This window comes from Streptomyces sp. NPDC020898 (assembly GCF_044333925.1).
Taxonomy (GTDB): domain Bacteria; phylum Actinomycetota; class Actinomycetes; order Streptomycetales; family Streptomycetaceae; genus Streptomyces.
On the sequence record NZ_JBIRRV010000002.1, the window covers coordinates 617,906 to 641,299 of the forward strand.

The 23,394-nt window shown below is 70.9% G+C and carries 19 protein-coding genes; 10 read left to right on the forward strand and 9 right to left on the reverse strand.

Annotation, left to right across the window (positions count from 1 at the left end):
• Nucleotides 1–21 precede the first annotated feature (21 nt).
• Entirely contained in the window at nt 22–552 is a 531-nt protein-coding gene (locus ACH4TV_RS10705) for a hypothetical protein (RefSeq protein WP_398396383.1), read from the reverse strand.
• 267 nt (nt 553–819) lie between these two features.
• Here ACH4TV_RS10705 and ACH4TV_RS10710 point away from each other — a divergent pair, with 267 nt between their 5' ends.
• Nucleotides 820–4,467, forward strand: coding sequence for a S8 family peptidase (locus ACH4TV_RS10710; protein WP_398396385.1), 3,648 nt, complete (start codon nt 820–822; stop codon nt 4,465–4,467).
• Between the two features lie 59 nt (nt 4,468–4,526).
• On the opposite strand, the gene ACH4TV_RS10715 is transcribed toward ACH4TV_RS10710, so the two are convergent.
• From ACH4TV_RS10715 to ACH4TV_RS10725, 3 genes are read right to left on the reverse strand one after another with little or no spacing between them, the layout of a single operon-like run.
• On the reverse strand, nt 4,527–4,946 hold the full coding sequence (locus tag ACH4TV_RS10715; protein ID WP_398396388.1) for a RidA family protein: 420 nt from the start codon (nt 4,944–4,946) through the stop codon (nt 4,527–4,529).
• The gene (locus tag ACH4TV_RS10720; RefSeq protein ID WP_398396390.1) at nt 4,943–5,713 is read right to left on the reverse strand and encodes an IclR family transcriptional regulator; all 771 of its coding nucleotides are present in this window, start codon (nt 5,711–5,713) and stop codon (nt 4,943–4,945) included. Before ACH4TV_RS10720 ends, ACH4TV_RS10715 begins: the two co-directional genes overlap by 4 nt.
• Entirely contained in the window at nt 5,710–6,759 is a 1,050-nt protein-coding gene (locus tag ACH4TV_RS10725) for a sugar kinase (protein WP_398396392.1), read from the reverse strand. The genes ACH4TV_RS10720 and ACH4TV_RS10725 overlap by 4 nt, the downstream gene beginning before the upstream one ends.
• Before the next feature lie 136 nt (nt 6,760–6,895).
• Between ACH4TV_RS10725 and ACH4TV_RS10730 the strand changes: the two genes are divergently transcribed.
• Complete coding sequence (locus tag ACH4TV_RS10730) at nt 6,896–8,218, forward strand: amino acid deaminase (protein ID WP_398396394.1); 1,323 nt, start codon at nt 6,896–6,898, stop codon at nt 8,216–8,218.
• Between the two features lie 30 nt (nt 8,219–8,248).
• A complete protein-coding gene (locus ACH4TV_RS10735; protein WP_398396395.1) occupies nt 8,249–9,877 on the forward strand; it encodes an amidohydrolase family protein in 1,629 nt (542 codons plus the stop codon).
• Between the two features lie 76 nt (nt 9,878–9,953).
• Here the strand turns inward: ACH4TV_RS10735 and ACH4TV_RS10740 are convergent, their stop codons facing one another.
• A complete protein-coding gene (locus ACH4TV_RS10740; protein WP_398396396.1) occupies nt 9,954–10,844 on the reverse strand; it encodes a serine protease in 891 nt (296 codons plus the stop codon).
• A 247-nt stretch (nt 10,845–11,091) separates the two neighbouring features.
• Between ACH4TV_RS10740 and ACH4TV_RS10745 the strand changes: the two genes are divergently transcribed.
• Complete coding sequence (locus ACH4TV_RS10745) at nt 11,092–11,472, forward strand: VOC family protein (RefSeq protein WP_398396398.1); 381 nt, start codon at nt 11,092–11,094, stop codon at nt 11,470–11,472.
• A gap of 24 nt (nt 11,473–11,496) precedes the next feature.
• Here ACH4TV_RS10745 and ACH4TV_RS10750 read toward each other — a convergent pair whose 3' ends face one another.
• From ACH4TV_RS10750 to ACH4TV_RS10765, 4 genes are all read right to left on the reverse strand, one after another.
• A complete protein-coding gene (locus tag ACH4TV_RS10750) occupies nt 11,497–13,563 on the reverse strand; it encodes an iron ABC transporter permease (protein WP_398396400.1) in 2,067 nt (688 codons plus the stop codon).
• A gap of 58 nt (nt 13,564–13,621) precedes the next feature.
• Nucleotides 13,622–14,599 (reverse strand): ABC transporter substrate-binding protein, encoded by a 978-nt coding sequence (locus ACH4TV_RS10755; protein WP_398396402.1) that lies wholly within the window; start codon nt 14,597–14,599, stop codon nt 13,622–13,624.
• Entirely contained in the window at nt 14,596–15,465 is an 870-nt protein-coding gene (locus tag ACH4TV_RS10760) for an ABC transporter ATP-binding protein (RefSeq protein ID WP_398396404.1), read from the reverse strand. The genes ACH4TV_RS10755 and ACH4TV_RS10760 overlap by 4 nt, the downstream gene beginning before the upstream one ends.
• 363 nt (nt 15,466–15,828) lie before the next feature.
• Nucleotides 15,829–16,563 (reverse strand): hypothetical protein, encoded by a 735-nt coding sequence (locus ACH4TV_RS10765; RefSeq protein ID WP_398396406.1) that lies wholly within the window; start codon nt 16,561–16,563, stop codon nt 15,829–15,831.
• A gap of 158 nt (nt 16,564–16,721) precedes the next feature.
• On the opposite strand from ACH4TV_RS10765, the gene ACH4TV_RS10770 reads away from it, so the two are divergent.
• The 6 genes from ACH4TV_RS10770 (at nt 16,722) to ACH4TV_RS10795 (ending at nt 23,262) form a co-directional block, all read left to right on the forward strand.
• Entirely contained in the window at nt 16,722–17,933 is a 1,212-nt protein-coding gene (locus tag ACH4TV_RS10770) for a pyridoxal phosphate-dependent aminotransferase (RefSeq protein ID WP_398396408.1), read from the forward strand.
• 114 nt (nt 17,934–18,047) lie between these two features.
• A complete protein-coding gene (locus ACH4TV_RS10775; protein WP_398396410.1) occupies nt 18,048–18,476 on the forward strand; it encodes a hypothetical protein in 429 nt (142 codons plus the stop codon).
• 300 nt (nt 18,477–18,776) lie between these two features.
• Nucleotides 18,777–19,859 carry a hypothetical protein gene (locus tag ACH4TV_RS10780; protein WP_398396411.1) on the forward strand — a complete coding sequence of 361 codons (1,083 nt, stop codon included), beginning with the start codon at nt 18,777–18,779 and terminating at the stop codon, nt 19,857–19,859.
• Between the two features lie 25 nt (nt 19,860–19,884).
• On the forward strand, nt 19,885–21,117 hold the full coding sequence (locus ACH4TV_RS10785; RefSeq protein WP_398396413.1) for a toxic anion resistance protein: 1,233 nt from the start codon (nt 19,885–19,887) through the stop codon (nt 21,115–21,117).
• Nucleotides 21,114–22,661: a substrate-binding domain-containing protein gene (locus ACH4TV_RS10790; protein ID WP_398396415.1), complete on the forward strand. Its 1,548-nt coding sequence runs from the start codon at nt 21,114–21,116 to the stop codon at nt 22,659–22,661. Before ACH4TV_RS10785 ends, ACH4TV_RS10790 begins: the two co-directional genes overlap by 4 nt.
• Nucleotides 22,662–22,668: 7 nt before the next feature.
• Nucleotides 22,669–23,262, forward strand: coding sequence for a hypothetical protein (locus ACH4TV_RS10795; protein WP_398396598.1), 594 nt, complete (start codon nt 22,669–22,671; stop codon nt 23,260–23,262).
• Nucleotides 23,263–23,394: the final 132 nt, after the last annotated feature.

Below are 23,394 nucleotides of genomic sequence, written 5' to 3' on the forward strand. Positions count from 1 at the left end.
AGCGCGCAGTTCCCCGCGCTCCTATGGGGCGCTTTCCTCGAAGTACGTGTCCAGGACCGCGTCCAGCTCCGTTTCCCATTCCTGGTGCTGGGACTTGGCCTTCGCCTCGATCTCGACCGGGTACCAGCGGCGGTCCGGTGTGTGGACCGTCACCGTGAACCGCTTGCCGAAGCGCGACGTCTCCGTCTCGACGGCCCCGATCTCGTCCCAGCGGAACTCGCACTCCTGGTCGTCCAGGGCGAGCCGTACGCCGCTGTGGTCGGCGATGATCTTCGCCCGGCGGTCGGACGCCTCGAAGACTGGACCCTCAGGGGCCTCTGTCTCCGCTTCCGGCTCCGCTTCCGCCTCCGTCTTCGAGGCGGCTTCCTCCTGTACTGCTTCCTTCTGCGCGGCTTCCTCCTCGGCGGGGGGCGCCTCCTTCTCCAGCGGGACCGGGTCGGGGACCCTGTCCGCCGGTTCCGTAGGCACGGGGGAAGTGAGCCCGGGGATGGCCGCCGGGTCTACCGCGGCGGTGTCCAGGGGCTGGCTGCTCGAACCTATGCGCTGCTCCACAGCGGCAGTATGGTCGACGATCCTGTGCCGGACATAGCCAGCCCCTGCTTTGTTATGGGAAACGCGCTACAGGTCCACACGAACAGGCCGCAATGGTGGGACTCATTGCTCTTGGCTTCGGCGCGAGCGCCGTCCGGAAGCATCTTCGGATGCCGGCGGTGCGGCCCCTTCGGCGCCGGCGGGTATCGCCCAAGGTCACACTCTCAAGTATCTTTGCGCGCGTTCCTTCGTTCTGCATCAACTCCCCCCACTTTGAACGGAGTTCGTGTGACAAGACGTCGTGTCCCGCTATGGACGAGCAGCGCTCTCGCGGCCATCCTGCTCGTCTCCACCCAGAGCGGCACATCCACCGCCTCAGCCTTACCCACCGCGGTCGGCGACACCGCCCCCGGCGCCGGTCCCGCCGCCCCAACCGCCCTCCGGGGCAAGCAGTTCACCCTCGTCACCGGAGACGTCGTCACCGTCGCGGCCGCCGGGGACGGAAGCCGTATCGATGTCGAACCGGCCCCGGGCCGTGAGCGCGTCGGCTTCCTGCGCACCCGCACCGGCAAGGACGACATCAGCGTCATCCCCACCGACGTGGCCCCGCTGCTCGCGTCCGGCAAGGTCGACGAACAGCTTTTCAACCTCAGTGCGTTGGAACGCTTCGGCTTCGACGACACGGCGGACGGCACCCAGCGCACCGGCGGCCTCCCGCTGATCATCCGGCACAGCGGCGAGTGGCTGCCCGCCGCCACCCGCGCCGAGGTCGCCGCGCGGGACACCGTCCCCCTCGAATCGATCGACGCCACCGCCGTGACCCGTCCGGAGAAGGACCGGGGCGAGTTGTGGCGGACCCTCGCCGCCCCCGCCACGAGCGCCACAGGCGGGCTCCGTTCCGCCATCGGCACCGTGTGGCTGGACACACCGGTCGAACTGACCGGCGCCCAGAGCGCGGCAGAACCGCAGGACACCACTCCGGACGGGGACGTCGCGGTCGACGACCTCGTCGGTCAGATCAACGCCGACGGCCTCAAGGACCGTGGCCTGGACGGGAAGGGCGTACGCGTCGCCGTACTCGACACCGGCGTGCGCGCGACCCACCCCGATCTGAAGGACCGGGTCTCGACGTCCGAGAACTTCATCTCCTGGGACGACGAGACCGGTGACGTGGACGGGCACGGCACGCACGTCGCGGGCATCATCGCCGGTACGGGTGCCGCCTCCGACGGGAAGTACGCGGGTGTCGCACCCGGCGCCGAGATCCTCAGCGGACGCGTGCTGTCCGGCCCTCTCGGCCTGATCTCACACATCATCGACGGCATGGAGTGGGCGGCCGACCAGGGCGTCGACATCGTCAACATGTCCCTCGGGTCGTCCGCGTTGAGCGACGGCACCGACCCCTGGTCGCTGGCCACCGACGCGTTGCTGGAGCGGGGCGTACTCCCCGTCGTCTCGGCCGGCAACAGCGGGCCCGAAGCGTTCTCCGTCACCCCGCCCTCCGCCGCCGAGGGTGCCCTCACGGTCGGCGCGGCCGGCGGTGACGACGCCATCGCCTCCTTCTCCAGCCGTGGCCCGCTCTTCGGTGACTACACCGTCAAGCCCAACGTCAAGGCCCCAGGTGTCGCTGTGACCGCCGCCCGCGCCAAGGGGACTGATGTCGGCGACGTGGAGCGCGAGGGTCCCGAAGGCCCGGTCGACGACAACTACACCCGCCTGTCCGGTACGTCGATGGCGGCACCCGCGACCGCCGGCGCCGCCGCCCTCGTGATGCAGGCCCACCCCGACTGGACGCCCCGGCAGGTGGCCCAGGCCCTCGTCTCCAGTGCCCGCCCCAGTGACGGCGAGACGGTGTACGACCAGGGCTCCGGCATGATCGACGTCGAGCGCGCCGTCGACCAGCCGGTGGCGGCCACGCAGGCCGCCGTCGACTTCGGCCACGTCACCTGGCCCCGTACCGACGACACCGCCCGCAAGGTGGCCTTCACCAACACCTCCGACGCCGCCATCACCCTGGACCTCGCCCTCGACGTCACGTCCACCCGCGGCGCTCTGCCCACCGATCTGCTCGGCCTGGCCCAGGACCGGCTGACCGTCCCCGCCCACGGCACGGCCACCGCGACCGTCGAGTTCCGGGACAACGACATACGCACCGGCGGCGCCCTCTCCGCGCTCCTCACCGCCACCGCGGGGGAGACGACGGTCCGGGTCCCCGTCGGGCTCACCCTGGAACCCGAGAGCCACGAGGTGACCGTCCACCTCCGTGACCACCTCGGCGATCCGGCGAGCGACATCTCGCTGCTCAGCCTCATGCCGCTGGACCGCGCCCTGGTGCCGTTCGAGCAGCCGATCATGGCGACCGCCGACTCCACCGTGACGCTGCGGGTGCCGGCCGGGACGTACGGCATCTCGGCGATCATCAGCCGCACCGAACCGGACAGTTACTGGTTCGCCAGCGATCACGTCCTCGCCGGTGAACCCTTCCTCCGGGTGACGGAGGCGACCGAGATCACCCTGGGCGGCACGGCGGCCCGCAAACTCGGCCACACGGTCGACAACCAGAACGTCGAGCGGATGTTCCAGGACTCCGGCATCCTCCAGAAGCAGACCACGGTCCCGGACGGACAGACCGAGCCGGCGAGCACCCAGATCTCCGTGACGTACAACCACCTGCCGCCGGACTACTGGGCGGTGCCCTCCAAGACCCGTCCCCAGGGCTCGGCCTACACGACGTACTACCGCGAGGACCTGGCCGAGGGCTACCAGACCGGCGTCACTCCCGACGGCGCGCCCAGCGACGACGCGTACGACTACCCCACCGCCAAGGGGCCGGTCTACCACCTCGCCGCCATCCGCGAGGGCGGCATCCCGGCCGACCTCACCGGCCGCGTCAGGGAAGCCCAACTCGCCCGCACCGAAGCCCATTACGGCGCCTCCGAGCAGGTCGGCGACTGGGACCGGCCCTTCCCGCTGAAGTCGAAGCAGGCCTCCGCGATCCTGAAGGACATCCAGGCCGGCGGCCGCCACGTCAACGTGCCCTCGCCGGGCACGCGGACGGAGTACTACACCGCGTCCAAGGACATCGCCTGGTCCCAGGAACTGCGCAGGTACTGGACGAACGCGGACGCCGTGACCGCGCTGGAGCGGGGCGCCCTGTTCACCGAGCCCACGGTGTACCGGCCCGGACGCCGTACCGAGTACTGGAACCATCCGGTGAACGCCCCCGCGCTCGCCGCCGACGGCCGCCAGTTCACCCGCAGCGGCGACACCGTCACCGTCGACCTGCCGCTGGGCGGCGACTCCGACAGGCGGCACCTGCTCAAGTCCGAGGACTTCGGCGCCAATTACTCCTACACCCTCAGCCAGGACGGTGAGGAGATCGCCAAGAGCAGGGACGGCGCCGCCGAGTTCCCACGGAACACCGCGCTCGCTGCCTGGACGGTTCCGGCCGACACCGGCACGTACACCCTCAGGGCCCACGCCGACCGCCTGACGTGGGACGGCCAGCCGATGTGGGGGCCGGGCACAGAGTTCGACGGCGTCTGGACCTTCCGCTCCGGCCCGGTCGCCGAGGACGCCACGGCCGCACTGCCCCTCACCAGCGTCCGTTTCAAGCCCCAGGTCGACGAGTGGTCGCGTGCCGAGCACAACCGTCTCCTCGCCGTCCCCTTCGAGCTCCAGCGCACCGGCGACCAGCGGCGCGGCACGCTGCGCGCACTGACCGTCGAGGCGTCCTTCGACGGCGGTACGACCTGGAAGAAGGTACCGGTCGTCAAGAACCGGGCCCTGATCCAGCACCCGGACCTCGCCACGCTGCCCGCCGAGCACATCGACCGCAACGGCCACGGCTATGTCAGCTTGCGGGTCAAGGGATCTGATGGAGCATCAACCTTCGAAGTGACGATGGAAAAGGCGTACAAGCTCAAGAAGTCCTGAGCACGCACATGGCCGAGGCGGCGGTCCCGGGGGTCCGGGGCCGCCGCCTTGGCGTTGTGTCAGTTGTCCAGTACAGCCAGCGCGTCGATCTCGATCAGCAGGCCTGCTGGAAGGCCCACGTACACCGTGGTCCGGGCGGCCGGGGGCGCGGTCAGGCCCTGCTCCTCGAAGTACGTGTTGTAGATGCCGTTCATCTCGGCGAAGTGGCCGACGTCCGTCAGGTACACGCGGATCATCATCGCGTCGTCCCAGCTCGCGCCGCCCTCCTCCAGGATCGCCTTGACGTTGGCGAGCGTCTGGAGGGTCTGTTCGCGCAGGGTCGGTCCGGCGGGTGTCGGCGGCTGTCCCTCGACGGCGGGCAGGAAGCCGACCTGGCCCGCCACCTGGAGGATGTTCCCCTTCTTCACGCCGTGGGAGAACTTAGCGGGCGGGGTGGTGTGCGTCTTGGGAGTGAGGGCGATCTTGTCTGTCGCTGTCATGAACCGTTGTCCTTCGTGGGCGTGGGGGTTCTGCCGGAGTACTCGCCGCTGATGTCGTCCGCCGTACGGCGCACCAGCGGGAGCAGGGTGAGGAGTTCGTCGGCGGTGACGACGACGTTGGGCGCGGAGACGGACATCGCGGCGACGACGCGGCCGTCGGCCCCCCGGATCGGGGCGGCGACGCAGTTGATGGACTCCTCGTGGCCGCCGAGGTCGGTGGCCCAGCCCTGGTCGCGCACCTTGTCCAACTCCCGTAGGAATGCAGGGGCGTTGGGGGTCGAGCGGGAGGTGTACAGGGGGTATTCGAGCTTGCCGGCGAGGGCGCGCCGCTCGGGCTCCGGCAGATCGGCGAGCAGCAGCTTGGCGACGGCGGCGACGGTGATGGCGACGGGCTTCCCGATCCGCGAGTACATCCGCACCGGGTACCGGCTCTCGACCTTGTCGATGTAGAGCACCTCGCCCTCCTCGTGCACGGCGAGGTGGACGGTGTGCCCGCACTGCTCGTTGAGGCGTACGAGGTGGGGGTGGGCGATCTCCCGGATGTCGAGGTTCTCGACGGCCTCCTGGGCGAGCGCGAAGAGCCGGGCGCCGAGGCGGTAGCGCTGGTCGGACTGGCGGTAGACGAGCCCGTGCTCGTGGAGCGTGCGCAGCAGCCGCAGGGCCGTGGACTTGTGGACGCCGAGGCGGTCGGCGACCCGGCCGAGGTCGGCGGGGCCCTCTGCGAGCAACGGCAGGATGCTCAGCGCTCGGTCGACGGTCTGGCTCATGGGGTGCGTACCTCCTCGGGGGCCTGCTCGGCCTGGGTCCAGCCGGGGCCGAGTCGAAGTGTCCCCCACGCTGTGTCGTCGAGGGCGGCCAGCCGGTCGGCGTGGTCGCGGGCGGGGGGCGCGGCGAGGTCGCCGGGGGCGGCGAGGACGGCGGCGGCCATGAGGTGGCCGTGCCGGAGGCGGTCCCGTACGGGGAGGCCCCGCAGGGTGGCGGAGAGAAACCCGGCGGCGAAGGCGTCGCCGGCGCCTACTGCGGCGACGACGTCTACGTGGGGCGCCGGGGCGTGAAAGGCGTCTCCGTCGGTGCCGTTACCGAAGGCGACAGCGCCGCCCCCGCCCTGCTTGACGACCACGACGTCCGGCTCGGGCAGCGCGTCCGCGACGGCGCGCGCCCCGTCCAGCCCCCAGGCGGCCCGCGCCTCATCGGCCCCGACGAAGACGAGGTCGGCCCGCTGGGCCAGGTCCAGCAGCACCCACGGACCGTCCGCATCCGCCCACAGCCCCGGCCGGAAGTTGACGTCGAAGGAGACGAGCGACCGCCCCGGCCGGGGCTCCGTCAGCTCCCACAGGAGGTCGAGACAGTCGCCGGACAGGGCCGCGGTGATCCCGGACAGATGCAGTACGCGCCCCGCCCGCGCCGCCTCCAGGTCCACGGTCCCCACCGACATCACCGAGGCCGCCGAGCCCGTCCGGTAGTACGCCACCTCGTGCGCGTCGGTCGCCCGGTCCCCGGCGGTGCGGAAGTACACCCCTGTCGGACGGCCGGAATCACGCCGTACGGAGGACACGTCCACCCCGTACGCCCCGATCGCCTCGATCAGGTGGTCGCCGAAGCCGTCGTCGCCGACGCGGCTGATCCAGCGGGTGGCGTGGCCGACGGCCGCGAGGGCGCACGCGACGTTGGACTCGGCGCCGCCGATGGTCCGCTCGAAGGACGGTACGTCGGCGAGGCGGCCCGCCCGGGAGGGCAGAAACGTGACCATGGACTCGCCGAGCGCGACGACGTCCACGACGTCGGGGGCATTGCAGGGTCCGGTGACGGTCACGATCGTCGTAGCTCCTAGGTGATGCGGGGAGGCGGCGGCTCCGTTGACCCCGCGTTCGCCGAGATGTTAGACAGCGGTAAGCGGTATACGCAATGCTCGTTGCAAGCAGTGCAACACACCCGATCCGGGAGGTTCCATGGGCACCGAGAGCACGGAGAGCACGGAGAACGTCGAGGCGTACGCCCGGCTCGCCGCCGAACGCGTCGACGCCCGCTTCAAGGGCCTCCCACCGGACGCCGACGGCCTCACGGTCGGCGAGCTGACCGCCCAGCACCGCAACCTCTTCACCGGCGGCTTCACCACCCCCGTACTCGCCCTCTCCGCCGAGCGACTCCAGCACAACCTCTCCCTGATGGAGACCTACGCGGCCCGCCACGGCCTCTCCTTCGCTCCGCACGGCAAGACGACCATGGCCCCCCAGCTCTTCCGGCGCCAGATCGAGCACGGCGCCTGGGGCATCACCCTCGCGGTCCCCCACCAGGTACGCGTCGCCCGCGCCTTCGGCATCCAACGGGTCTTCCTGGCCAACGAGTTGGTCGACCCGGCCGCCCTGCGCTGGATCGCCGCGGAACTGGCCGCCGACCCCGGTTTCCGCTTCATCTGTTACGTCGACTCCGTGCGCGGGGTCGAGCTGATGGACGCGGCTCTGAGGGAGGCGGCAGCGGCCCGCCCGCTCGACGTGGTCGTCGAACTCGGCGCCGGCGAGGACGCCCGGACGGGCGTGCGCACGGAGGCGGAGTGCGCGGCGGTCGCGGACGCCGTGGCCGGCGCGCCGACACTGCGGCTGGTCGGGGTCGCGGGGTACGAGGGCGAGGTGCCGCGGGCCGACCCGGAGCGGGTGCGGGCGTGGCTGCGGCGGCTGGTGGCGCTGGCGGCGGACTTCGACAAGGCGGGGCGTTTCACGGGGGTGGACGGGCCGGACGGGATCGTGGTGAGCGCGGGCGGCAGCGCCTGGTTCGACGCGGTCGCCGACGTCTTCGTGGAGATCCCCGAACTGTCGCTCCCTGTGCTGAAGTTGCTGCGCTCGGGGGCATACGTCTCGCACGACGACGGCCACTATCGCAAGATCACCCCGTTCAACCGGGTGCCCGAGGAGGGCGCACTGGAGCCCGCCTTCCGCCTCTGGACGCAGGTGGTCTCCCGCCCCTCCCCCGAGCAGGCCTTCGTGAACGCGGGCAAGCGGGACGCGGCCTACGACCTCGACCTGCCGTTCGCCCAGGTCGTCCGCAGGCAGGGGGCTACGGAGGGCGCTGCCGAGCGGCCCGCCACCGGCGTCACGGTCACCGGTCTCTCCGACCAGCACGCCTGGCTGCGTACCGTGCCCGACGCGGATCTGGAGGTGGGCGACTGGCTCGGCCTGGGCCTGTCCCACCCGTGCACGTCCTTCGACAAGTGGCAGCTGATCCCGGTCGCCGAGGCGGACGGCACGGTCGTCGACTACATCCGTACGTATTTCTAGGGACTTCTAGCAACTTCTGGGGACTCAGCCATGGATGAGCTCGTCATTCGGGACGCGGACGTCGTGGACGGCTCCGGCGGTCCGTCGTATCGCGCGGATGTGGTCGTGGACCGTGGCCGGATCGTCTCGATCGTCCAGGAGGCCGCAGCGGCTGGCTGCCAACGCCCGAAGGCGCGCCGGGAGTTGGACGCGGAGGGGCTCGCTCTCTCCCCCGGCTTCATCGACATGCACGCCCACAGCGACCTCGCTCTCCTCCGCGATCCCGACCACAGCGCGAAGGCCGCCCAGGGGGTGACCCTCGAAGTCCTGGGCCAGGACGGGCTGTCGTACGCCCCGGTCGACGACCGCACCCTCGCCGAGGTCCGCCGCGCGATCACCGGCTGGAACGGCCACGGGGACGACATCGACTTCGACTGGCGTTCCGTGGGCGAGTACTTGGACCGTCTCGACCACGGCTTCGACGGCGAGGGCATCGCCGTCAACGCGGCCTATCTGATCCCGCAGGGCACGGTACGGATGCTCGCCGTCGGCTGGGACGACCGGGAGGCGACGCGGCAGGAGCTGGACCGGATGCGGGAGTTGGTCGCGGAGGGGATGGAACAGGGCGCGGTGGGCATGTCGTCGGGGCTCACCTACACGCCCGGCATGTACGCCAAGGATGCCGAACTGACCGAGTTGTGCCGGGTGGTGGCGTCGTACGGCGGCTACTACTGCCCGCACCACCGCTCGTACGGAGCGGGCGCGCTGGAGGCGTACGCGGAGATGGTGCAGCTGGCCAGGGAGGCCGGCTGCCCCCTCCATCTCGCCCACGCCACCATGAACTTCGGCGTGAACGAGGGCCGCGCACCCGAGCTGCTGGCGCTGCTCGACGAGGCGCTGGCGGCGGGAGCGGACCTCACCCTCGACACGTACCCCTACACGCCCGGCTCCACCACGCTCGTGGCGCTGCTGCCGAGTTGGGCGAGCGAGGGCGGCCCGGAGGAGATCCTCAGGCGCCTGACGGACGAGGCGACCGCCGAACGCATCCGGCACCATCTGGAGGTCGTCGGTGCCGACGGGTGCCACGGCGTGCCCGTCGAGTGGGACACGATCGAGATCTCGGGCGTGACGGACCCGGGCCTCACCGACCACGTGGGCCGCACGATCCAGGAGTCGGCGACCCGGCGCGACGAGTCCCCCTGGACGACAGCCCGGCGCCTCCTCCTCACCGACCGCCTGGGCACGACGATCCTCCAGCACGTCGGCCACGAGGAGAACGTCCGCGCGATCATGCGCCACCCCGTCCACACCGGCGGCTCCGACGGCATCCTCCAGGGTGCGAAGCCCCACCCGCGCGCGTACGGCACGTTCCCGCGATATCTCGGCCGGTACGTAAGGGAGTTGGGCATCCTCTCCCTGGAGGAGTGCGTGGCCCATCTGACCTCGCGCCCGGCGGCACGGTTGCGATTGCCGGACCGGGGCCTGGTCCGCGAGGGCTACCGCGCCGACCTGGTCCTCTTCGATCCGCAGACGGTGGCGGCGGGGGCGACGTACGAGAATCCACGCACGCTACCAACGGGCATCCCGCACGTCCTGATCGACGGCCGGTTCGTCATGGAGAACGGCCGCCGAACGGACGTACTGGCGGGCAGGTCGGTCCGTCCAGCCCCGCGCCTCTAAGGGGCGCGGGGAACTGCGCGACCAGCCACTACGGCGCAGTGACGCGCCACGGCCGATCCCACCCCCACGAAGCGCGCTACGGCTTCGGCAAGGTGCAACCGCTCTTGCTCAGGTCGAGCTTGTTGTCGAGGCCGAAACAGGCGGGGATCTGGTAGGTCTCCTGGGCGTAGTTGATGCCCGCGCGGACGGTCACGGTGCCGTTCGCGTCGACCTCGCAGGGGTTGTTGTCGGTGCAGCGCCCGCCGTCCTCGTTGCCGGTGTTGTTGACGGCGACGACGTTGCCGGTGGCGTTGTCGACGACCGGCGAGCCCGAGGTGCCGCCGATGGTCTGGCAGGCGGAGGTGTAGCGGACCGAGTCCTTCCAGGTCCACGCGCCTTCTTTGAGGCGGTAGGCGAAGCCGTCGATGTTGCAGGCGTACGTGCGCTTCCAGTAGCCGGAGACGACCGTGATCGCGGTGCCGGCGACCGGGTGGGTGTCGTTGAGGGTGAGCGGGCTGATGCCGTACGAGCTCGCGATCTGCGCGTACGTGGTCGTCAGCTGGTAGATGGAGACGTCCGTGTCGGTCATCGTCGCGTACGCGATCTTGCTGGCGCGCAGGGTGCCGACGCGGGTGGCCGAGGCGTTGAGCAGCCCGAACGTACGGGTGGACGCCTGGTCGACGATGACCTCGCCGGCGGCCGGGAAGCCCGTCTCCAGGCAGTGCCCGTTGGACATGACCAGCGCCGGGTCGTTGGACTCGGAGCTCGGGAAGCGGACGAGCGAGCCGGAACAGTTGGAGAGCGAGACGGTGCCGGCGAAGTTGACGGCCTGGATGGCCGGTGCGGCCTCGGCGGCGGGTGCGACGGCCGTGCCCGCGACCGACTTGCCCGCCATGTCGGCCATGTCTGCCTGCGCGGCGACCGCGGGTACCGCTCCCGCCCCGGTGATCACCAGGGCTGCGAGCGCGGCAAGGAGAGGCTTGTTCATGTGGGGGGTCCCCTCGTACGACAGAGCGACCGGAGATCTTCCGGTCGCTCGCTTTTTTGTCATGCGCATTGTGATGCGGGAGGGGTGGATGAGGCAAGGAATTGTTTCCGGCCGGGAGTTGGCGGGTTTGCGCGTCTGCGGGCCATACGCGGGCTGTAAATCGTTTCCCCCGCGCTCGCCTCCTCCGATACGTTCCCGGGGTTGTTTTCCAGGTTGTTTTCCCCAGGCTGAGAGCGGGTTCTCCTCCATGGCATGTCGTATCAGTGAGCTCGTGCTCGGTTGCCGCAACCCCGAGGTGCTGGCGCGGTTCTGGTGCGAGGTCCTGGACTTCGTCGTGCTCGATCAAGAAGGGGACGAGTGCTTCGAGATCGGCCCGCGCGAAGGGTTCGGCGGCGCCCAGCCGACGATCATCCTCAGCCGCAGGGACGTGCCGGAGCCGGGGAAGCTGCGGCTCCACATCGACGTCAACCCCACCGACCGCGACCAGGACGCCGAGCTCGAACGCCTGCTGAAGCTCGGTGCGCGCCGGGCGGACATCGGCCAGACGGGCGAGGAGCAGTGGCATGTCCTGACCGACCCCGAAGGCAACGAGTTCTGCCTGCTCAAGGCCCGCCTCAACCCGCTCTGAGACCTATCTGGCGGGCCTGTGCGGTCACCGTCGTCCCCGTACCAGCAGGTAGAGGAAGTACGGCGTCCCGATCACCGCCGTCATCAGCCCCGCCCCCAGCTGCGACGGCGCGATCACCGTACGGCCGACCAGATCGGCCGTACCGACGAGCGCCGCGCCCAGCAGAACCGCGACCGGCACCACCCGCACGTGCCGTCGGCCCACCAGGGCGCGTGCCGCGTGCGGGGCCACCAGGCCCACGAAGCCGATCGTGCCGGCCGAGGCGACGGCGGTCGCGCTGAGCAGGACGCTCACCACCAGGAAGCCGAGCCTGGCACCGGACAACCGCAGGCCCAGAAGGCGCGGGGTGTCCTCGTCCAGGGAGACGAGGTCCAGCTCGGTGCGGCGGGCGACCGCGACGACCAGGCCCAGCGCCAGCATCAGCGCGACGGGAACGACGTCCGGCATCGTCCGGCCGTACGTCGAACCGGACAGCCAGGTCAGCGCCTTCGTGGCGTTGAACGGGTCGGTCAGGACAATCAGCAGGCTGATCAAGGCAGTTGTACCGGCGGCCACGCCGATGCCGACCAGCACCAGCCGGTTCTGCCGGTAGCCGCCCCGGGCCGCGAGCCCGAAGACGACCACCGAGGCCACCCCGGCGCCCCCGAACGCGGCCCCCGCGATGCCCCAGGAACCGGCGTCGGGCGCGGTGGTGACAAGCAGTACGGCACCCAGCGCGGCACCGCCGGAAACGCCCAACACTCCTGGTTCCGCAAGGGGGTTGCGCGTCACCGCCTGTACCAGCGTGCCGGCCAGGGCGAGTGCCGCGCCCGCACACAGCGCCGCGAGTACACGGGGCATCCGGGTGTCGAGGACGAAGGTGACGGCCCGACCGGCCCTCCCCTGCGCCCAGTTGGCGACATCGCCGAGCAGGAGCTTGCTGTCGCCCAGCAGGGCGCCGCCGATCGTGACGCCCACGACCACGGCGACGAGGGCGGCCAGCGTCAGCAGGAACGCCGTGCGACTGGGGATGCGTATCCGGTCCGGCGCCTCCGCTCCGGCCGTGTCCCGCAGCCGCAGCGCCATCACCACCAGGAACACGGCGCCGACCAGGCTGGTGACCACACCGGTGGGTACGGCGACCGCGGTGTCCGAGGGGACGAGGGCCCGCAGCAGCACGTCCGATCCGAGGACCAGGCCCGCGCCGACCAGCCCGGCCACGGGAAGCACCGTACGGGCACGGGCGAAACCCCGGAAGCGGCGAGCGAGGGGGCGTACGAGGGCCGGTGCGCACAGGCCGACGAAGCCGATGGGTCCGGCGAGTGTGACCGCCGACGCGGAGAGCAGCGCCGCCAGGACGACCACCGTGACGCGGGTGGCACGGACCGGGACGCCCAGCCCGCGCGCCGCGTCGTCACCGAGGGCGAGGGCGTCGACCCGGCGGGCGGTCAGCAGCAGGCCGACGATCCCGGCCAGGGCGATGGGCAGCATCTGGAGGACGCCGTCGAAGCCGTTCTGGCTGATGCTGCCCTGGTTCCACTGGTAGAGGCCCTCGGTCTGCTGGGGGAAGAGGAGGAGCAGGCCTTCCGTCATGGAATTCAGGCCCAGCGCCAGCGCCGTACCGGCGAGAACCAGTCGCACGGTGCCGGTGCCCAGGCCGGACAGGGCGAGTACGACGGCCGCGGCCAGGAGTCCGCCGACGAAGGCGACCCCGGAGGACGCGAGCAGCGGGAGGGAGACGCCGGTGACGCCGACCAGCCCGAGCGCCAGGTACGAACCGGCGTTCACCGCAAGGGTGTCGGGCGAGGCGAGCACGTTGCGGCTGACGGCCTGGAGCACGGCGCCCGCCACGCCGAGGACGACACCGACCAGGATCCCGGCGGTCATCCGCGGCAGCCGGGAGGCGATCACGACGGACGCGTCGCCCGGATCGGCCTGCCCGGTCAGGGCCTTGAGCACCTCGGCCGGTCCGACGGCGGCGGTGCCCTGGGTGATGTCGACGACGCCGAGGACGGCGACCAGGAGGACGAGCCCGACTGTCACCCCGACCGCGCCCGTCCGGGACGCGACCGTCGGCGGACGGGTGGCGGGTGGTGTCGCGGTGAGGGTCATGGCCCGTTACCCGTTGTTCCTGGTTGCTGGTGGCCGGCTGCTCTTTCGTGGTTCCTCGTTACTTCGTCAGCGCGTCGACGAGGGCGTCGATGTACGCCTCCATCGACCGGGGGCCGCCGAACATCCAGATGCCGTCGGGCAGTCGGTGCACGTCGCCGGCCTTCACGAACGGCAGGGAGGTCCACACCGCGTTCTTCGCGAGCGCTCCGGTGAAGGGCGTGCTGCCCTCGTCCTCGTCGTTGCCTATGTAGGCGAACCGGACGTCCTTGGGCAGGTCGGTGAGGCCCTCGACATCGGTGGTTCCGAGGCCGTAGGCGGCGTCGCCCTTGACCGTCCAGGCGTTCTTGAGACCGAGCTGTTCGTTGACGTTCCCGATGAGCGAACCGCTCGTGTACGGGCGCAGGGAGACCTGGTTGGAGGTGACGTAACCGTCGGCGAAGGCGATCCCCTTGCCGGCGAGACCGGCGTCGGCGAGGGCCTTCTTACCCTCGGCGACCTTGGCCTCGAAGGCGTCGCGCGCCGCCCTGGCCTGCTCGGTGGTGCCGGTGGCCTTGGCGATGAGGTCGAGGTTCTCCAGCATCTGGCCGACCTGGTCGGTGGCGTCGGCGGACTGCACCTCCAACACCGGGGCGACCTTGCGCAGTTGCTTGACCGCCGCGTCCGGCAGGTCGGAGGAGGCCACGATGAGGTCGGGCGCGAGGGCGGCGATGGTGTCCATGCTCGGCTCGCCGCGCGTGCCGATGTCCTTCGGCTCGTTCTTCAGCGGGACGGCGCTGTCCCAGGTCTTGTAGCCCTTCACGTCGGCGACTCCCACGGGGTCGACGCCGAGCGTGATGAGGCTCTCGACCTCGTTCCACTCAGTGGCGATGACCTTGGTGGCCGGGCCGTCGAGCTCGACCTTCGCACCGGTGGAGTCGGTGAGGCTGATGGCCTCGGACGGCTTCTCGGAGCTTTCGGCGGCGGGCTCGCTGGTGCCGCACGCGGCGAGGGTGAGCGCCGCGGTGGTGGTGGCCGCGGTGAGCAGGATGCGTCTCATGAGGTGGAGCCGAGCCTTTCGGTTCGTGTGTGTCGCGTGTGGTGGCGGCCGATCGGGCGGGTGCGCAGTCGGCCGGTCAGGGGGTCGGTGTCGACGTCGATACGGATGCCGTAGACGGCGGTGAGCCGTTCCGGGGTGAGGACGTCCTCGGGCGGGCCGTCGGCGACGATCCGGCCCGCTTCGAGCAGCGTGATCCGGTCGGCGATCGCCGCCGCCTGGTCGAGGTCGTGCAGGACGACTCCGACGGCGATGCCGTGGTCGTCCGCCAAGTCGCGGACCAGGTCGAGGAGTTCGACCTGATAACGCAGGTCGAGGTAGGTCGTCGGCTCGTCCAGCAGCAGTACGCCGGTCTCCTGGGCGAGGCAACTCGCCAGCCACACCCGCTGCAACTGCCCGCCGGAGAGGTGGTCGGCGCCCCGCTCGGCGAGGTCCGTGACGCCGGTCAGCGCGAGCGCCCGGTCCACCGCGGCCGACGCGTCCGGATCGGGCCGGCCGAAGCGGCCCCGGTAGGGATAACGGCCGAACTCGACGACGTCCCGCACGGTCAGCCCGCTGGGCGTGGGGCGGCCCTGGGTCAGCAGGGCGACGTGCCGCGCGAACTCACGGGCGCTCAGGGCGAGTCCGTCGGTGCCGGCATCGATCGTGAGCGTGGCGCGGCGGGCCCGCTGCAACCGGGCGATCGTGCGCAGCAGCGTCGACTTGCCACTGCCGTTGGGCCCGACCAGAACGGCGACCTCACCGGGCCGCAGCGCGATCACCGCGTCGTGGACGACATCAACGCCGTCGTACGCCACGGTCACACCCGTTGCCGACAGTTCATGCCCGCGTAGGCGCGGGGCGTCGGCTGTTTCTTCAGCAGGACTCACGCGGCGAAGGTTAGCCTAACCTAAGTGAAGATCGGCGGGAGTGTCCGGTGCGGGGGCGGGTACACGGGGACGCGGGCGCGGGCGCGGGCGCGGGCAGGGACGGGCAGGGACGGGGACGGGGACAGGGCGCCAGGCGCTGGTCGCGCGTCGACGCCGGCCGCGGCTGGCTGGCAGTCGGTGGGTCCGCCGCCCAGTGGGTCAGCCACCGAGCCACTCCGCCGGTCAGCGGGTCAGCGGGTCAGCCACCGAGCCACTCCGCCGGTCAGTGGGTCGGTGGGTCAGTGGGTCACCCACCCAGCGGGTCAGCCACCCAGAGTTCGGCGGCTGAGGGCCGAGCGACAGGAAGAGGGCACGCCGCTCCCGCTATTTAGGCCCCTTGGTGCCGTCCTTGCCCCGCCCCGGGTTGTTCTCCGAGTTGCCCGGGCCCGAGTCGCCGGTCGCGGTGGTGGTCGGCGAGGCGGCGGAGGAGGGGGAAGCGGAGGCCGCCGGGGCGGCGCTGGGGGTGTCCGACGTGGAGTCGCCGGGCACGCTCTGCGCGCTCCCCGGAGAGGCCGGCGCCTCGCTGGCGGGCCCGGTGCCCGTGGGGTCCGAGGAGTCGGTGGCGGCCGGTTCTTCCCCGGGTGTCACCGACGCCTCCACCGTCGAAGGCGCCCCACCGCCCGAGGGCGCGTCCGAGCCGCCGAAACCCACGATCACGGCCCCCACCGCCACCACGCCCACCGCCGCCGCGACAACACCGACCACCACTCCACGCCGACCCGACGCGCTCTTCTTCCGGCGATGCCCACCCGCCACCACTCCGACGGCCGCACCCGTAGCACTCGCCTCCGCCTCCGCACCGATGCCGCTCATCACCGGCAGCTCGGCCGTCGCGTCATACCCGTTGTGCCAGCCGTGGGCGGCGGCCGGGTCCGCGTACGCGTCGTACACCGGGGTGGGGCCGAGGTCGCCCTGCGGTTGGTACACGGTCGGCGACTGCGGGGGCCCGGCGGGATCCGGGCGGGCACCGTGACCGTCGTACGCGCCGACCGCCCCATTCGCGGTGTTCGCGCCGTACATCCCGTCATCCGCGTCGTGCGTCCCGTTCTCCCATGACATGAGCGCGCATTCTAGGGACGAAAGGGTTTGCGGTGACACTTGGGGACAGTTACCCCCGGAAACACACCAGTGGCCCCCGCTCGGCGACACCCCCACCCCGATCCCACGTGGCGGATAACACGACGCCCGACGCGTTACCCCGCCGTAAACTCACCGCTATGCAGCTGATCCAGTCGACCAAGCTCGCCAACGTCTGTTACGAGATCCGTGGCCCGGTTCTCGAAGAGGCGATGCGCTTGGAAGCGGCGGGCCACCGGATCCTCAAGCTGAACACCGGCAACCCGGCGGCCTTCGGCTTCGAGTGCCCGCCCGAGATCCTGGAGGACATCCTCCGCAACGTGTCGTCGGCCCACGGCTACGGCGACGCGAAGGGACTGCTCGCGGCCCGCCGGGCGGTCGTCATGCACAACCAGACCCTCGGCATCGAGACCGACGTCGAGCACGTCTTCATCGGCAACGGCGCCTCCGAGCTGATCGTGATGTCGATGCAGGCCCTGCTCGACGACGGCGACGAGGTGCTCGTACCCGCCCCCGACTACCCCCTGTGGACGGCGGCGGTCTCCCTCTCCGGCGGTACGGCGGTCCACTACCGCTGCGACGAGCAGGCCGACTGGATGCCGGACCTCGCGGACATCGAGCGCAGGATCACCGACCGCACCAAGGCGATCGTCATCATCAACCCGAACAACCCGACGGGCGCGGTGTACGACGACGCCATGCTCCGGGGGCTGACGGACATCGCCCGGCGCCACAACCTCCTCGTCTGCTCGGACGAGATCTACGACAAGATCCTGTACGACGGCACCACGCACACCTCGACCGCGAAGATCGCCCCCGACCTCCTCACGCTCACCTTCAACGGCATGTCGAAGGCGTACCGCGTCGCCGGTTACCGGGTCGGCTGGATGTCGATCTCCGGACCGCGCGCGCACGCCGACTCGTACATCGAGGGCCTGACGATCCTGGCGAACATGCGCCTGTGCGCGAACATGCCGGGCCAGCACGGAGTGGTCGCCGCCCTGAGCGGACGGCAGACCATCAACGAGTTGGTGATGCCGGGCGGGCGGCTCAAGGAACAGATGGACGTCGCGTACGAACTGCTCACGCAGATCCCGGGCGTCAGCTGTGTGAAGCCGAAGGGCGCGCTCTACCTCTTCCCGCGCCTCGATCCGAACGTCTTCAAGATCAAGGACGACCGGCGCATGGTCCTGGACCTGCTGCGCCGCGAGAAGATCATGGTCGTGCAGGGTACGGGCTTCAACTGGCCCGAGCCGGACCACTTCCGCATCGTGACACTGCCGACGGTCGGGGACCTGCGGGACGCGATGACCCGGATCGGCACCTTTCTGGACGGCTACAGCCAGCCGTGACCGACCCGGCCGTAGCCGCCTGACCACCGTCCGCGACGGTCCGCGACCGTGCTCAACTTTAGACGAAATCTAAGCTAGGATGGCTTCCTGTCAGCGCACAGGAGGCCACCTCCCATGTACGAACCGATCCGCACCCCGTCGGTCCACAGCAGCCGCCCCACGATGGCCGGCGCCGCCTCGGACTTCCCCCACAGGTCGCGTGAGGAAGAGCTGGACATCCAGCTGGCCGGTCACCTCGCCGCACTCCTCGCGGCGACCGACGAACTGCGCGCCGTCGCGCCGTCCGCCGACCTGGACACCGCTGCCGAGCGACTCGCCGGCCAGGTGAGCAGGCTGCACCGCGGCCGTACGCCGGTCCGCGCCTCGGCCCCCGACGCCGGCACCCGCGACCTCACCGCCCTGCACCGGCGGGCCCTCGCGCTCGCCGGACGCGCCCTGGTCGTCGCGGCCTCCCGCGCCGACACGGCCGCCGCGATCCTCGCCGCCGAACGCATGGACGCCCACGCCGAGGCCACGGAGCCCCGCGCACTCGCGTCCCGCTGAGCCCTCCCCCGGGCTCCCCTTGACGGCCCCGGCCCGCACGCTCCCGCAGCGACGTGCGGGCCGGGTGCCACGCACTGCGTTGGCTTGGGCGGGGGGCGCCTCTTCGCCGTAGGGGTTGGTGTTGTTCGGCGGCTGCGGATTCGTCGTGGCTTGTCGCGCAGTTCCTCGCGCCCCTTGGGTCGGTTGCTGTCGCCGTCCCTCTTGAGTGACCGGTGCTTCGTTGCATACCGGGACCGGTCCTTCACCCTCCGTTCATTCTTCCAGCCGGGGAACGTTGGATTCCGGGAGCACGCTCCCGGCGTGAGACGAATCGCAGGGATTGTCCTCGCGGTCCTGCTGATCGGCGGCGTGGTGGCAGCCGTCGTGGCGGGCCGGGACAACGGGGACCGGAGCACGGCAACGAAGACCGTGCGCGCAGTGATCGGGTCGGAGAAGGCCGAGTTCTTCGCCGACCCCGACGTGGTGAACGCCCTTGCCGCCAAGGGCTACACCGTACGGACGGAGACCTCCGGGTCGTGGGCCATGGAGGGTCTCGACCTCAAGGGCTACGACTTCGCGTTCCCGTCCAGCCAGGCGCCCGCCGACGAACTGGCCGCCAAGTACAAGGCACGGCAGCCGCTGCCGCGGCCCTTCTACTCGCCGCTCGTCGTCGTGGCCCACCACAACGCCGCCGAGGTGCTCGCGGCCAACGGACTCGCGACGCTCGACAAGGGCCAGAACCGTGGCACCCTCAAGATGGGCGCGTACGTCGAGGCCGCCGGCGCCGACCGGACCTGGCAGCAGCTCAAGGGTGCCGAGTACGGGGAGTTGACCGGCACCCTCTACGTCGCCTCCACCGACCCGGAGAGTTCCAGTTCCGGTGCCCTCTACCTCGCCGCCGCCAGCTACGTGGCGAACGGTGGCCGGGTGGTGGCGAGCGACGCCGACGTGGACCGCACGGCGCCCCTGATGCGCAAGCTGGTCAGCGTCCAGGGCGCCCAACAGCCCAGCTCGGACGCGGCGTTCAGGGACTTCGTCAGCGGCGCCGGAAACCCGCTGGTCCTGGTGTACGAGTCGCAGGTCGCCTCGCTCCTCGGGGACCAGCAGAGCGCCGGTGACCTCACCGTCCTCTACCCCGACACCACCGCCAACAGCGACCACACCGTCGTACCCCTCACCGAAGAGGGCCGCGCACTCGGTGAACTCCTCGGCAGTGACCCGGTGTTGCGCAAGCTCGCCGTCCGGCACGGGTTCCGGCCGCAGGGCGACGCCGCCGAGTTCGTCGCGGCCACCGCGGCCCACGCCGCCTACCTCAACCAGAAGCTGACCGGTGTCCGGCAGGCGCCCGTGCCCACCTCCGAGGTGCTGCACGAGATGGCGCGCCGGGCCCGAGGCCAGTCCTGACCAGCTTGACCAGGGGGAACCACCCATGACTTTCCCGAACACCAGCCAGAACATCAGCCGCAACACGAGCCAGAACGCCAGCGGTCTGAGCGACGACGGCACCCTCACGCTCACCCCGCCCGAACCCGTCGCGGCCGTGCCGCGCGAGAAGGCCGGCGGACTCGTCCCCGTCGACGACGGTGTCCGTACGGAGATGGCCCGCAAGGCCGCCGAGTACGTCGGACAGCTCGCCGCCCTCGACGCCCGCTCGCCCGAGTTCGCGGGCCGGGTCGGGGAGATCACCGGCCTGGGCGCCGGCGAGATGCGGACCGCCGCCGCTCAGTCCAACCGCATGCTGGAACGGGCCGTCCGCAGCCTGCCCGGCAAGGGCGGCGACGCCCAGTCGCAGGTGGCGGGCTCGCTCGTCGAACTCCGGCGCGTCGTCGAGGACTTGGACCCCCGTGACCTGGCCGTCGGGAAGGGGCGGAAGTTCCTCTCCAAGCTGCCCGGCGGCAACAAGCTGCGCGACCACGTCGCCAAGTACGCCTCCTCGCAGGCGACCCTGAACAAGATCGTGGGCTCACTGCGCGGCGGACAGGACGAACTCCGGCGCGACAGCGCCGCGTTGCAGACCGAACGGGTCCGCCTGTGGGAGACCATGGGCAAGCTCCAGGAGTACGTCGTCCTGACGGAGGCCCTGGACGCCGCCGTCGAGCAGCACATCGGCGGCGTGGAGGCGGCCGATCCGGCGGGCGCAGACAACCTGCGCGCCGACGTGCTCTTCCCGGTCCGGCAGAAGCACCAGGACCTGCTCACCCAGCTCGCGGTGTGCGCGCAGGGCTACCTGGCCATGGACGTCGTACGCCGCAACAACGACGAGCTGGTCAAGGGCGTCGACCGTGCGGCCACCACGACCGTGTCCGCGCTGCGCATCTCCGTGATGCTGGCCTCCGCGCTCGACAACCAGAAGAAGGTCATCGAGCAGGTCAACGCCCTGCGCGGTACGACCGAGGACCTCATCCGGGGCAACGCGGAGATGCTCGCCACGCACAGCGGCGAGATCCAGCGGATCGCCGCCGATCCGGCCGTCGGGGCGGAGACCCTCCGGAGCGCGTTCCAGCAGATCTACCGCACGCTCGACACCATCGACTCGTACAAGGTCCAGGCCACGGAGGCGATGGCGGCGACCGTGGAGTCCCTGACCTCCGAACTCCAGCACGCGAGCGCGTACTTGGAGCGCAGCAGGTCCCAAGGTGCCCTGGAAGGGGGCCAGATATGAGACGGCGACCGGCCGCCGCGGCCCTGGTCGCCGCCACCATCCTCCTGACCGCCTGCACGACACAGCAGGAGCCGGAGCCCCTCCTCGACAACGGCTCCCCCGAGCCCGGCACCCTCCGTGTCCTCGCCTCCAGCGAACTCTCCGACATGACGCCCGTCCTCGACCAGGTCGAGAAGGACATCGGCATCAAGGTCCGGCCCACCTACATGGGCACCCTCGACGCCATCGACATGCTCGCGACGGGGAAGACGGACGGGCAGTACGACGCCCTGTGGCTGTCCTCCAACGACTATCTGCGGCTGCGTCCCGACGCGGCGAAGAAGGTCGTGTCCGAGACGCCGGTCATGTCGAGTCCGGTCGCCATCGGCGTCAGGCCCGCCACCGTGAAGGAGTTGGGCTGGAAGCCCGACCAGGTCACCTGGTCCCAGGTGGAGGAGGCGGTACGGGACGGCAGGCTGACGTACGGCATGACCGACCCGGCGCGCTCCAACTCCGGTTTCTCCACGCTGGTTTCGGTCGCCTCGGGGCTTTCCGGAGCGCAGTCCGCGCTGACCGGGGCGGACGTGAAGGAGGCGTCCCCTCGGCTGAAGGAGTTCTTCAAGGGGCAGGAGCTGACGTCCAGTTCGTCGGGCTGGCTGGCCGCCGCCTACGACCGGCGCGGCACCGTGGACGCCCTGCTCAACTACGAGTCCGTCCTCAAGGGCATCCCGGAGCTCACGGTGATCCGCCCGCGCGACGGAGTCGTCACCGCCGACTACCCGATCACCTCCCTCGCGTCGACCGACGCGGCGACCCGCGAGGACGTCCGCCGTCTGACGGAGGCCCTGCGCACCCCGGCGGCCCAGCGGCAGATCACGAACACCACCCACCGCCGCCCGGTCGTCGCCTCCGTGGCGCCCGCGCCCGGCCTGGACACCTCACGCCGCCGCGAACTCCCCTTCCCCGGCAGCCGGTCCGTCGCCGACGGGCTGCTCGACGCGTACGAGAACAAGCTGCGGCGCCCCTCGCGGACCGTGTACGTCCTCGACACCTCGGGCTCGATGGAGGGCGACCGCCTGTCCGGCCTCAAGGAGGCGCTGCGCGGCCTCACCGACGACTTCCGGCACCGTGAGGAGGTCACGCTGATGCCGTTCGGATCGGACGTGAAGAACGTGACGACCCATGTCGTGAGCCCCACCGATCCGCAGAGCGGGCTCGACGCGATCCGCCGGGACACCGACGCCCTCGAAGCGGACGGCGACACCGCGATCTACACCTCGCTGGAGAAGGCGTACGAGCAACTCGGCGCCGACCGCGACACGTTCACGTCGATCGTGCTGATGACGGACGGTGAGAACACGGCGGGCGCGAAGGCGGACGACTTCGACGGCTTCTACCGGCAACTCCCCTCCCGCCAACAGGAGATTCCCGTCTTCCCCATCCTCTTCGGCGACTCCGACCGCGCGGAGCTGGCGCACATCGCCGAACTGACCGGCGGCCGGCTCTTCGACGCCCAAAAGGGCTCGCTGGACGGCGCCTTCGAGGAGATCCGTGGCTACCAGTAATCGCTTCGTGGGACATCTGGAGTCCCGCAAGAACATCACCGGGAGCGCGTTCGGCCTGGTGGGCCTGGCCCTCACCTTCACCGGCGTGGCGGGACCGTACTGGCCCGTCGTCGTCGCCGGACTGTACGGCGCGGGCGCGCTGATCGCCCCGCCGGAGCGGCCGGTACTGCCCGACTTCCCGGACCCGTCCGCCCAGCTCTCCGCCCAACTGGCGGAACTGCGCGCCGACTTCGACCGGCTGCTGGCGTACCTCGAAGGCGTCGAACTGCCGCCCGCCGCAGCCGGCCGGCTCACCGAGCTGACCGGACTCCTCACCGCCCTGCTGGACCCCGGCTGGTCCGGCGAGGTACTGGCGACCGACCCGGAGGGCGTCCACACCCTTTCGCGGGCCGTACGGCAGGACGTCCCGGAGGCCGTCGACACCTACGTACGAACCCGGTGGTGGACCCGACTGACCCCGGGCACCGAACCACCGGAACGGCACCTGGAACGCCAACTCGGCCTGCTCCACGAGGAGGCCGAGCGCCTGGCGACCTCCCTACGGGACGCCGAGGCCCGCCGCCAGGAGACCCACACCCGCTACCTGGAGGACCGCGCATAGCCGCTGGTCCGCAACAACCGCTCAATGATGCGGTTCTGCTCTGCCCCGATCGAGTGCCATGAAGTGCTGGAGGGAAGACCGTGCGGTCCCCGGTCGGAATCGGGGACCGCACGGGGCGAAGGCCCGCGAAGG